Origin of the sequence: [Flexibacter] sp. ATCC 35103 (assembly GCF_001975985.1) — a bacterium.
In the GTDB taxonomy this organism is placed as follows: domain Bacteria; phylum Bacteroidota; class Bacteroidia; order Flavobacteriales; family Flavobacteriaceae; genus Flavobacterium.
Map to the genome: position 1 here is coordinate 917,993 of NZ_MTQF01000001.1, position 12,472 is coordinate 930,464.

Annotated in this window: 7 protein-coding genes; 4 read left to right on the forward strand and 3 right to left on the reverse strand. The window is 34.6% G+C overall.

From position 1 onward, the window contains the following. The first annotated feature begins 197 nt into the window (after positions 1-197). The 4 genes from BXU01_RS03885 to BXU01_RS03900 all read left to right on the forward strand — a co-directional run bounded on the left by BXU01_RS03885 (position 198) and on the right by BXU01_RS03900 (position 7,868). Positions 198-3,281 carry a TonB-dependent receptor gene (locus BXU01_RS03885; RefSeq protein WP_083691775.1) on the forward strand — a complete coding sequence of 1,028 codons (3,084 nt, stop codon included), beginning with the start codon at positions 198-200 and terminating at the stop codon, positions 3,279-3,281. 9 nt (positions 3,282-3,290) lie between these two features. After that, positions 3,291-4,988, forward strand: a complete 1,698-nt coding sequence (locus tag BXU01_RS03890; protein ID WP_083691776.1) for a RagB/SusD family nutrient uptake outer membrane protein — start codon at positions 3,291-3,293, stop codon at positions 4,986-4,988. An 88-nt stretch (positions 4,989-5,076) separates the two neighbouring features. Further along, on the forward strand, positions 5,077-6,390 hold the full coding sequence (locus BXU01_RS03895; RefSeq protein ID WP_083691777.1) for a DUF3472 domain-containing protein: 1,314 nt from the start codon (positions 5,077-5,079) through the stop codon (positions 6,388-6,390). Positions 6,391-6,512: 122 nt separating this feature from the next. After that, entirely contained in the window at positions 6,513-7,868 is a 1,356-nt protein-coding gene (locus BXU01_RS03900; protein WP_255373703.1) for a Gfo/Idh/MocA family protein, read from the forward strand. Positions 7,869-7,946: 78 nt separating this feature from the next. Here BXU01_RS03900 and BXU01_RS03905 read toward each other — a convergent pair whose 3' ends face one another. From BXU01_RS03905 to BXU01_RS03915, 3 genes are all read right to left on the reverse strand, one after another. After that, positions 7,947-8,348 (reverse strand): OsmC family protein, encoded by a 402-nt coding sequence (locus BXU01_RS03905; RefSeq protein WP_083691779.1) that lies wholly within the window; start codon positions 8,346-8,348, stop codon positions 7,947-7,949. Further along, positions 8,348-10,444: a LysM peptidoglycan-binding domain-containing protein gene (locus tag BXU01_RS03910; protein WP_083691780.1), complete on the reverse strand. Its 2,097-nt coding sequence runs from the start codon at positions 10,442-10,444 to the stop codon at positions 8,348-8,350. Before BXU01_RS03910 ends, BXU01_RS03905 begins: the two co-directional genes overlap by 1 nt. A 94-nt stretch (positions 10,445-10,538) precedes the next feature. After that, a complete protein-coding gene (locus tag BXU01_RS03915; RefSeq protein ID WP_083691781.1) occupies positions 10,539-12,446 on the reverse strand; it encodes a LysM peptidoglycan-binding domain-containing protein in 1,908 nt (635 codons plus the stop codon). Positions 12,447-12,472 lie beyond the last annotated feature (26 nt).

The following is a 12,472-nucleotide window of genomic DNA, read 5'->3' on the forward strand; positions in this document are numbered from 1 at the left end:
TTGTGTTTTTTCTTGGTTAATAAAAATATAATCGATAGTTTCGTCGAATAATAATAAAATACAACGCATTTATCAGCTCTTTTTTATCGCTTTTAATTCTCTTTTTAACCTACCAAAAAGTGATCACTAATGAGCACCAAAACTTAAAAAAACGACTAACAAAAAACACAAATCATTAACCAAAACCAAACTAGAGTATGAACAAAGTATTCTCAAAAAAACCTAAAAATTTTAGGATGCAGACTGTACTTGAAAAAAGTTTAAAAACAACATTACTTTCCTTGTTGTCTTTAAGTTTTCAAATTACAACGGCTGCACCTTCTAAAGAGATTCCGGTAAACGAAACCAATTTGCCTGTTTTTCAGAAAATAGTAAAAGGAAAGGTTGTCGATCAAAAAGGAATTCCGGTTCCCGGAGTAAATATTGTCATAAAAGGCACAACGAAGGGAGTACAAACTGATATCGACGGAAGTTTTGCTATTGAAGTTCCAAATGATGGCACTATACTGGTTTTTACTTTTTTAGGAATGGAAGATCAGGAAATACCGGCAGGAAACAGTAATCTTAAAGTAGTAATGAAAGAGATTGGCGAACAAATGAACGAGGTTGTGATTGTAGGTTACAGCAAAATCAAAAAAGAGAGCTTAACAGGATCATTACAAACTTTAGACAGCAAAAAAATTGTTGATGTCACGACTCCTAGCGTCGAAAACATGCTTGCTGGAAAAGCTTCCGGAGTATATGTAAATACAGGTGGAGGTCAACCGGGAGCGGTAGCAAAAATAGTGATTCGAGGAAAAACCACCGTCAACGGAAGTACAGATCCTTTATGGGTAATTGACGGAGTTATTGTGGGGAATAGTTCTGCAAACATGAATCCATCGGATATTGAAACGTTGACGGTTCTTAAAGATGCTGCTTCTACAGCGGTTTATGGTTCACAAGGTGCAAACGGTGTAATTGTCGTTACAACTAAAAGCGGAAAAACAGGAAAGGCTGTTATTAATTTTTCTGCCAAAACTGCCATGACCACATTAAATAACGGGAATTTTAAAATCATGAATGGATCTCAATTATATGATTTATATGATTCATTCGAAAACAAACAAGCATTCGAGAATGTTTGGTGGTGGAATCCTGAATTAAAAAATAAAAACTTTGACTGGTGGGATAATGCTACTCAAACGGGTATTGCAGAAGATTATAACTTATCAATAAGCGGCGGCAGTGAAAACTTTAAAAGTTACGTTTCTGTAGGTGTTTATAAAGAAACCGGAGCAGTTAAAGGTTATGATTATAAAAAATACAATGGTTTAATGAAATTTGAGTACAGACCAAACACTTGGTTTACTTTAAGACCTCAGGTAAATTTGACCAGAGAAACAACTTATGATCAACAGCATTCAGTTGGTGCTTTATACGGAAATATGCCATGGGATAGTCCGTATATGGAAGACGGATCTTTAGTAGGAAATGCTCCTAACCCAACCTGGGTAAACACAACAGGATCAAACTATTTGTATGATTTACAATGGAATTATGGTGAATCTGAAAATTATACGGTGAGAACTAATCTGGATTTTGATATTAAATTTACAAGCTGGCTGACTTTTTCTTCTGTCAACAATTACATTTTTGGTAATTCAAATTCAAGCTATTACACAGATCCAAGGTCTTCTGGCGGATTAGCGGTAAAAGGCAGAATTGAAGATAACTTTGATACCAATAACAGAATTTACACCAATCAATTATTAAAATTTAATAAATCATTTGGCAAACATAACTTTAATGCTATTGCAGGTTATGAGTGGAATGAATATAATAGAAAATTCAGTCAGGGAATTGCAACCGGAATTCCTCCGGGAATTATAGCTCCCGATGCTGCCGCTGTTCCTGAAAAAGTGGCTGGCGGAAGACAACAGTGGGCTGTGCAATCTTTGTTATCGAATATAAACTACTCGTATGATAACCGTTATTTGGCACAAGTTTCTTTTCGTCGTGACGGAGCATCTAACTTTGGTAAAAATGCACAATATGGTAACTTTTACTCTATAAGTGGTGGATGGAACATTCATAATGAAGCATTCTTTCACGCAGATTATATCAATAACTTAAAACTTAGAGCGAGTTATGGTTCGGTAGGAAACCGTCCAAACAGTTTATATCCTCACCTTCCTTTATATTCTTTCTCGAAAAGTAGTTATAATGAAAGTCCCGGGGCGCTAATCTCGCAATTGGCGAATCCTGATTTAAGTTGGGAAAAAACATTTACTGCTGGTGTTGGTCTGGATGTAAGTTTCTTTAAAAGAGTAAACATTACTTTGGATTACTATAATAAAAACACTTCTGATCTATTGTATTATGTACCACTTCCGGGAGTTATTGGAGTTACTGGTATATGGAGAAACGTTGGTGCGGTAAACAATAGAGGTTTTGAAGCTTCTATTAATGTAGACATCATTAAAGGAGATAATTTTAACTGGTCTGTAGATGCCAACATTGGTACGAATAAAAATAAAGTAACAAGCCTTTATGGAGACAGAAAACAAATTATTGTAGGAGATGGTAGTGGTGTTGCGGGTTCAGCAAGCAAATTATTAACGCCGGGTAAAGATGTTGACAGCTGGTATTTAACAGAATGGGCAGGAGTTGACCCAACTAATGGAAAACCACAATGGTTCACTACAAATGCTGCCGGAGAGCGTGTAAAAACAAGCAGTTACGCTGATGCTTCTAAAAATCAAAAGGTAATAGGAACTTATACTCCGGACTTTTTTGGAGGATTCTCTACTACTTTAAATTATAAGAATTTTGACTTTTCGGCTATTTTTAGTTATTCTGTTGGAGGACAAATTTATAACTATGCCAGAGCCGAATTTGATTCAGATGGTGCTTACAACGACAGAAACCAGATGGTACTTCATAGCGGATGGAGCCGTTGGGAAAAACCGGGAGATATTGCAACACATCCTCAGGCACTTTATGATAACAGCAGCCAGTCGAACAAAGCATCTTCTCGTTTCTTAGAAACCGGAACATACTTAAAAATGCGAAGCATTACCCTTGGATATAATGTACCTATTCCACGTCTTAATATTTCGAACCTAAGATTGTACATCGCCGGAGAAAATCTTTTCACCATTAGTCATTATTCTGGTGTAGATCCTGAGCTTCCTCCTACTTACAATGATGCAACGCAGCAATACATCATTTCTGGTGTTGCAACGCAGGTGTATCCTTCAACACGCAAAATTGTATTAGGACTTAACTTAACTCTTTAAAACAAAATCATGAAAAAGATATTTATATTAGGTATTGCGATTAGTTTCTTGTCCTCATGTGATTTAGACAGAGAACCATTTAATGCATACACAAAAGACAAAATAGAACAAGATAAAGTAGCTGCCGTAGAAGTTTTATTAAATGGTTGTTACGCACAATTAAAAGGCTGGTCTGATGTTATGCACAGAGTTGGAGAGTATCCTGGCGATAATATCATGATTAGAGGAACTTCTACAGATTCATTTTACTCTTTTATTTCGTATCAGCACATTCCTAACAATGACAGATTATCTGTTTTCTGGAATAACAGTTATAAAATAGTATCACAATCAAGTGATTTGATCAAAATGATTTCAGAGGGAGAAAGTCCTGCTGTAAACCAACAGCTTGGCGAAGCGTATTATTTAAGAGGTATGATTTATTTCTACCTGTGCCGCACTTACGGAAGACCTTATGCACAAGCTCCCGAAACTAATTTAGGAGTGCCAATTGTAAATGGTTTACCACCGGATTTAAATAATCTTAGATTACCAGACAGATCAACAGTAAAAGATACTTACGAACAAGCAATTAGTGATTTGAAAAAAGCCGAATCTTTAATGACGGTTGACAGATCTGCAGCGTATGCTACTAAAGAAGCGGCTCAGGCAATGCTTTCGAGAGTATACTTATATATGAGCGGAACATATGAAAATCCGAATCAGGAATACGCAACACAAGCTATAGAATATGCGAATAAAGTAATTACAAGCGGAAAATATAAATTGTTGAGCCGTGAAAGTTTTATGAAATTCAATACGTATGCACCGGATTCTGATGAGCAAACTGAAACCATTTTTGCTGTTAAAAGAGTAGCTTCAGAATTTTCAGGTTTTGATCATTACTACGGAATTGGCGGTATGTATGCTAATATTCAAGGTCAGGGTTGGGGCGAAATGTACGCTAGTGCCAAATATCTGGATTTATTAAGAAAATCAGGTTTAAAGAAAGATGCACGTTGGGCATTTATCGATCCGCAATACACGACAGACGATGCAGGAAACAAAACTCAGGCATTCCGTTTTATCTATGATGTAAAAAATGCAGGTGGTACTCAAACCGGTTACAACTATATGCAACAACCATTAAAAACAAATCCTAATGGTACATTTTTTATCACAATAGGAACTACTGATTATAATTTAACTCCGGTAAACGCAGCCGAAAATCAATATTCGATTGTATACGAAGGCAAAACTTATACAGGAGAGAAAGATTATATGATGTTATTAAATCGTGTATATCCAATGTTTTACATTACAAAATGTTCTTTGCAAAATAATGATTCTCACCTCTACTCTCCTTCTATTTCAAGATTGGCCGAGATGTATCTGAACATGGCAGAAGCTTATGTTAAAAAAGGTGATTATAATAACGCTTTAACCAACCTAAACATTATTCGCGAAAGATCGATTGTTGGTGGTGGTTATACATCATTAAACAGTACCAATGCCGTACAATTAGTAGATGAAGAACGTCAGTTAGAATTAGCATTTGAAGCGCACAGAGGTTATGATGTTTACAGAAATGGGCAAACCATGACGCGTCATTATCCTGGTCCTCATTTACCAATGACAGACTGGCCCGCTACAAGTTTAAGAGTAGTGCAATACATTCCGCAGTCAGAAATTAATGCCTATCCAGGAACTTTAACTCAAAATCCATAATTTTTTATTTAGCATTATTTTGTTTTTGAAGCCTCTCTAATTGGATTGATTAGAGAGGTAATTTAAAAAAATAAATTACTATCGATACATGAAAGACTTATTCTACTTATTTTTTGCTTCGTTACTCGTATCGTTTTCCTGCACGGCAAATAGCGAAAGTACCGAAGATCCTTTAAAGAATCCGAAGACCAGTATTTCTCTTCCTTTGGCAGGAAATGTATATAGTTCTAAACATTTAGAAAGCAATACGATTACAGATAACGGAATCGAAAACTGGACCAATGCTGAGGAATTTTTTACGGTTTATTTCAGAATTTCCAAAGCAGGGAATTTTCAATTAACAGTAGAAGAATCTGTAGAAGTATTTGGAAAATCAGAATTAGAATTTTCGATTAATAATGAAGCTAAAAAAGTAAAATTTGATACTTCAAAAAAAGCAGTAACCATTGGTACCTGGAAAATAAATCAGGAAGGTTACGTAGCCATTAAAATCAAAGGAATAAACAAAACAAAAGATCGTTTTCCTGCTATAAATCGTCTGACTATTTCGAGCGCAGATTATGACGGAAAAATATCTTATGTACCCAATAACGAAGGTAATTTTTATCATTGGGGACGACGCGGACCATCAGTACATTTAAATTATCAGGTTCCTGAAAGTGTCAATGCAAAATGGTATTATAATGAACTTACGGTTCCTGAAAACGAAGATAAAATTGGTTCTTATTTTATGGCGAATGGTTTTGGAGAAGGCTACTTTGGTATTCAGGTTAATTCGGCTACAGAAAGAAGAGTTTTATTTTCTGTATGGAGTCCGTTAAACACCGATGATCCGGCTAGTATTCCTGAATCTCATAAGATTAAAATGCTAAAAAAAGGCGAGAATGTACATACAGGCGAATTTGGGAATGAAGGTTCAGGCGGTCAAAGCTATCTCAAATACAACTGGAAAGCAGGAACAACTTATAGATTTTTATTACAAGGTTTCCCTCAAAACAACAACACAACAACTTATACCGCGTATTTTTATGCGCCTGAATTACAAAAATGGCTATTAATCGCTAGTTTTAATCGTCCTGAAACAAATACTTATTTAAAAAGATTTCATTCGTTTCTGGAAAATTTTATTCCCGAGCAAGGCGATTTATCCCGTAAAGTATTATTCAATAATCAATGGGTTTGTGACGATAAAGGAGTTTGGTCAGAAATAAATTCGGTTCGTTTTACAACCGACAATACCGGAGCAAAAGAATACCGAATGGATTTTGCCGGCGGATTGGACAATAATTCATTTTATCTAAAAAACGGAGGCTTTTTCAACAACTATACAACACCAAAAATGATCTTTACAAGACCTTTAAACAATAAAAAACCGGAAATAAATTTTGACACATTGCCTTAAAAAAGACGTTTTAAAAAATAAACAATTTACACAAAAACAATAATTCCCGATAATCTTCATTTTGATTATCATCATTTTCAAATCAAATTAATTCAATTATGAAAACTAGTATTTTAAAATTCATGTTAGTGACCTGTCTTTTGTTTGGAGGAGCAATCGCATCGGCACAAATGATCAAGACCAAAACACCAACCCGTCCAAAAGGTCAGCAAGATGTTTTGCGTTTGGCTACTGATCCAATTCCAACAGTTCGTGTTGCTTTTATTGGTTTAGGAATGCGTGGTCCCGGAGCTGTTGAGCGTATGACGCATATTCCGGGAGTAGAAATCGTAGCACTTTGCGATATGACGGAGAAAAACACACAATCTGCCAATGAAATTTTAACTAAAGCCGGACTTCCTAAAGCACAAGAATTTTTTGGAGATGAAAATGCATGGAGAAAAGTTACTGCTTTACCAAATGTTGATTTAGTTTATATCGCAACCGACTGGAAACATCATGCTATTATTGGTGTTCAGGCAATGAAAGATGGTAAACACGTAGCAATCGAAGTTCCGGGCGCTATGACTATGAAAGAAATTTGGGATCTTATCGATACGTCTGAAAAAACACGTAAACATTGTATGCAACTTGAAAATTGCGTTTACGATTTCTTCGAATTAACAACATTAAACATGGCGCAACAAGGTTTATTTGGAGAAATTCTTCATGCCGAAGGTTCTTACATTCACGGTCTTCAGCCTTTTTGGGGTGAATACTGGAACAACTGGAGAATGGATTACAACATCAAACACCGTGGTGATATTTACGCTACTCACGGCATGGGACCAGCTTGTCAGGCTTTGAATATTCACCGTGGAGATAAAATGAACTTTTTAGTTTCTATGGATACAAAAGCAGTAGGAAATCCTGCTTATATCAAAGAAAAATCAGGTCAGGAAATTAAAGATTTTAGAAACGGAGATCATACTATGACTATGATTCGTACAGAAAACGGAAAAACAATCCAGATTCAGCACGACGTTACTTCACCTCGTCCCTACAGCAGAATGTATCAATTGAGTGGAACGAAAGGTTTTGCAAACAAATATCCGTTAGAAGGGTACGCTTTAGACGGTAAAGATTTAAGTGATGACGTAAAACCAAATCACGAAAAATTAAGCGCACACTCATTCGTTCCGGAAGACGTTAAAAAAGCTTTGATGGAAAAATACAAACACCCAATTGTAAAAAATATTGAAGAGCAAGCTAAAAAAGTAGGTGGTCACGGCGGAATGGATTTCGTAATGGATTACAGATTAATTCACTGTTTACAAAAAGGACTTCCGTTAGACATGGATGTTTATGACTTGGCAGAATGGTCTTGCTTAGGTCCGTTAACAGAAATCTCGCTTGATAACGGTTCTGCTCCTGTAGAAATTCCGGATTTCACACGTGGCGGATGGAAAAAATTACAAAAATTAGAATTTTCAGAGTAATAATTTTATTGGTTAGTTAGAGTTAAAAACGAGAAAAGGGCACCTTAAAAGTGCCCTTTTCTTATTTTATGCCGGAAATTATTTCCAGTTAAAAGTAATTTTCTTTTCAATTTCACTGCTTAAACTCAAAAATACAGGACAAGTCATTGCAGAACGTTCCAGTATTGTTTTACTTTTTTCGTCTGCTACACCTTGCATATCAAAAACAATTTCGATTGCGCCAATTCGTCTTGGTTCTGCATTCATTATTTTAGTTACTTCGGCAGTTGAGCCAATGAAATCTACCTTTAAATCGCGCGCTTTGATTCCCATAATAGTCATCATGCAACTTGCTAGAGCATTGGCAACTGTATCAGTTGGAGAAAATGCTTCTCCTTTTCCGTTATTGTCCAGAGGCGCATCAGAGATGATTTCACTTCCTGATTGTACGTGAATAGATTTTGTTCTTAGATCTCCTAAATAGGTTACTTTTGATGTCATTAATTTGCTACTTTTAAAGTTAAGTCTGAATCATAATATAAGATATAAACACCTTTATTAGCGTGTCCTCCATCTTCTTTTCTATAAAACTGAAATTTATTATCAACTTGTTCTGTTGTCATTAAATCTGTAGTTTCCTGATATGTTTTTCCTTGCACTAAACGCATCATGGTATCAAAAGTTACATCAAATCCACGTGTTGCATACGTATTCGGGTTTATTTTATTTTTTAATCTATATTCTTTACCAAATATTAAAACTCCCTGCTCATCGCTTTCACGGGTTACAGACGGATACATTAATTTTAATTTTACCAGATTATCAAAACTAATTTCGTCAGTATCCAATGTGCTGTTTGGTTCTAAAATAACCAATTGAACCTGACATGTTTTTTGTGCATCAAGTAAGGCTTTAATTGTGTTTTTAACCATCGCTGTATTTCCAGTTTCCATCACCACATAATTCATTCTGTTTGGTAATAACAAACTTTTTAAATTCGCCACATCCAAACCTCCTGTTTCTGTCAAAGCAGCAAAAAGAACTCCTTTTTGATTTTGTTTAATATAACTAATTACTGATTCTTTCTTTTTATCAACCACAGCAACGATATTTCCGTTTTTAGAACGCATGTAATCAAAAACCGCATTTCTCACGACATCATTCGACGGAATCGTTTGGTATAAATTATCAATTGGGTTTGCTGAATCTTTAGACAATGGCGAAATTACAGGAACATTATACAAACGTAACGAGTTCGCAGTGGCTTCGGCATTATTTTGATAAAATGGCCCAATAACAGCATTTGCATCCTGTAATTTATTCTGAGAAATTAAAGTCGAAACATTCGAATTAATTTTAGTTTCCTGTGAATCATAAATGGCCACATCAATTGGCAATTTCAATGTTTTAGCAGAATCGATTGCCATCATTGCTCCTGAATAAAAATCAAGGGTCATGTTCAGGAATTTATCATTTTTGATACGATTAGCTGCGCTCATAGTATCATTTTGCATTTTATTTAAGTTGAAAGGCAATAATAAAACTAATTTTTTACGCTCATTTTGTCCTCTTTTCTTAGTCAATTCAACTACTTCAGGATCAGCAGAAACGGTTTCAGATTTTACTTTGTCTACAATTTTAATACCGGCTGTATTTTCTGTTTGTTTTTCAATTGGTTTCTCAACTGCTTTTTCAACAGGTTGTTGTTGCGCAATAATTGGGGCCGGAGCTAAATATCCTGTAGGAACTTTTAGTACCATTCCTTCTTTTACTCCTTCAGACAAAGATGGGTTCAGTTCTGTTAATTCTTCCTGGGTTAAATGAAAAGTTCTGGACAAACTATAAAAAGTCTCTTTTGGTTTTACCTGATAATCCATATAAGACGTTGCCTTTTTTGAAGTTTCGGTCTTTTTAGTTTCAGCTGGTTTTGACACATTTGCAACAGCCGGAGCCGAAGCTTCTGTCTTAGGTGCTTTTCCTTTTATGGTTAAACGATAACCAATTGGCAAATTCGAAACAATTTCAGGATTACGTTTTTCAAGTTCCTCAATTGTGATTCCGTATTGTTTAGCGATCGAAAACTTAGTTTCTTTTGCCACAACATCATGATAAACATATTTATCCTGTGCTTTTTCTTTCGCAGGTTTATCTGTGTTTGCTGCTTTCTTTGTTGATCCTTTTGCAGGAATCACCAATTTTTGACCAATCTGAACTCCCGTTTTTTCAAGAACAGGGTTTGCCGCTTTCAAATCTTCGTCAGAGATACCATATTTTTTTTCGATACTGTAAAAAGTCTCTTTAGGCTGTACTTCATGAATTACTTCTTTAGTATTACCATTTGATTTTGCTGCTGCAGTTTCAGATTTTGCTGCAGATTTCGTCCCGTTAGTCGGAATCAATAAAACTGTATTTGGTTTTACACCACTTCTGGCATCCGGATTTAAAGCATAAATATCATAAGGCGTTACCTTAAATTTTACAGCTATCTGATTAACAGTTTCTCCATTTGCAACTGTATACTTAATTACTTTTTCTTGTGAAAAAGCAGAAAACGTTACAAAAAAAACAAGAAACAATAATGTTGAATAATATTTCATAATAAGGCTTAAAACAATTTAATTTTTAATTCAAAAACAAGTCATTAATTTCTCTTTAAAGCAAGATTCTTGCCACTTGTTAATTTAGCGCAAATTATTCTCTAAGATCGATTTCAACCTTAGCAATAATAATCTCTTTATATAACTCATCTTCTTCTTTTTTCTTGCATTGATAAAGTACTTCTTCCATATTTTGATACTTATCCGAGTAAACGTAGTACGAAAGACTATTAATATTAAAAAAGAAACTAGCGTTAAAATCACCAGAATCAATGAGTTTCATTATGAGCTTATCTCTTAATGTTGCGTCTGTAAATATACCTAAAACTAAGTAATAGCCGTTTGAAACTTCTTTAAGATTATCATAAACTTCGACCTTTACTGTTTTATCTGTCCTAAGCGGATTTTCTTTCAGTTCACGCTTCATTTCTTCTATCGAAATTGTTTTTGATGTTCCAGCTTCATTACTTTTACTTTGATTTTTTATTGCTTCGTCCTGATATTTTTTCAGTTTTATCAAAGCCAGTTTATCATCAAATTTTCGCGCTTCCATGCTATAATATGTCGCTTTACTGATATGACGTTTTACCTCGATTTTTTTCTGATTGTCAAGTGAATCAATTTTGGCAATTAAAAGCTGATTTTGTGCATCTCCTTGTTCCTGTTCTATTTTATATCGCTTTATTTCTTCTAAAGAAAGGCGTTGTTGTAATGAAGTAACATTATTATTCTTTTCGTTTTCACGGATTTTCTTTTTGTATTCCTGATTTTCTTCAACCGCAATTTTCTCTACTTTATTCATTAAACCGGCATATGCTTTTCGGTTTTCAGCCAATTCTTTCTTTAATTGAGAAGATAATTCGCTGGTTTTTCCAATACTTTCATAGGATTGTTTTTCCAGTCGTTTTGATTCGTCAATATTCAGGATATCCATTCTTTTTAAATCGACTAAATCATTATTCATAGTATTGACCAATGAATCTAATTTTGCCATTAAAATGTCCTGTACATTTTTATTTGCCTCCAGGACCAAACGTAATTTCTCGACTGAATTTTCTTTTGAGCCGTTCATATTATTCAGATTAACTTTCAAGTCATTAATCTTTATAATTTTTTGGTTCATTTCTTTCTGAACCACTAATCTGTCTTTTAGATCTTCAAGTTCAACTGTTTTGGCTTTTGTTTTTTCAACCACAACTTGTTTTTCCGCAAGAGCCAGCATTAATTCTTCGCTTTCGTTTGTTGGTTTTACTTCCTTGATATTAATAGCTAATTTGTTCCCCACAATTAATCCGTTTACAATTTCAGGATTTTGAGATTCAAGCTGATCGATTGGAATTCCGTATTTTTTAGCAATCGAAAATTTAGTTTCCTTTGGTTCAACCACATGAAAAATTGTTTCCTGATTGATTACACGAACTCTTCCGTCGAGTGTTTTTCTTTTGTTTGGAATGGCAATTGTCTGACCAATTTGCAAACCATTTAAAAGCAAATCTTTATTTAGATTTTCTAAATCCTGAACCGAAACATTATATTGCCTCGCAATACTAAACAGCGATTCTTTTGCCACAACTAGATGTGTTGCTTTTGAAGCAGTTGTAATTTCAGTTTTTGAAGTATTTTGCGGAATAACTAATTCCTGACCAATCTGAAGTCCGTTTGCAAGAATTGGATTTGCATTTTGAAGCGCTTCAACAGAAACATTATATTGTTTTGATAAACCAAAAAGGGTTTCTTTTACACCAACAATATGAGTAGTTTGTTGGTTTTGATTTTGTTTTTCTGCAGAATGAACCGGAATTTTAAGAATCTGGTTGTCTTTTATTCCGCTTTGCGATTCGGGGTTGAGTTTGTAAATTTCATCTACAGAAACCTTATATTTTTGGGCAATAAAATAAGCAGTTTCTCCTTTTTGAATTTTGTGTTCAATAATTGAATCTTGCGCAGCTATTTTGTTAAAAGACAAAATAATGACAAGAGAAATCGTTAAAAATTCTCTCATAAATAGTAGGTTTAAAAAATTAAGGC

What these genes read in the sequence shown, in the direction of transcription:
- BXU01_RS03885 (WP_083691775.1), top strand. Translation starts at nt 198, where the DNA reads ATGAACAAAGTATTCTCAAAAAAACCTAAAAATTTTAGGATGCAGACT.
- BXU01_RS03890 (WP_083691776.1), top strand. Translation starts at nt 3,291, where the DNA reads ATGAAAAAGATATTTATATTAGGTATTGCGATTAGTTTCTTGTCCTCA.
- BXU01_RS03895 (WP_083691777.1), top strand. Translation starts at nt 5,077, where the DNA reads ATGAAAGACTTATTCTACTTATTTTTTGCTTCGTTACTCGTATCGTTT.
- BXU01_RS03900 (WP_255373703.1), top strand. Translation starts at nt 6,513, where the DNA reads ATGTTAGTGACCTGTCTTTTGTTTGGAGGAGCAATCGCATCGGCACAA.
- BXU01_RS03905 (WP_083691779.1), bottom strand. Translation starts at nt 8,348, where the DNA reads ATGACATCAAAAGTAACCTATTTAGGAGATCTAAGAACAAAATCTATT.
- BXU01_RS03910 (WP_083691780.1), bottom strand. Translation starts at nt 10,444, where the DNA reads ATGAAATATTATTCAACATTATTGTTTCTTGTTTTTTTTGTAACGTTT.
- BXU01_RS03915 (WP_083691781.1), bottom strand. Translation starts at nt 12,446, where the DNA reads ATGAGAGAATTTTTAACGATTTCTCTTGTCATTATTTTGTCTTTTAAC.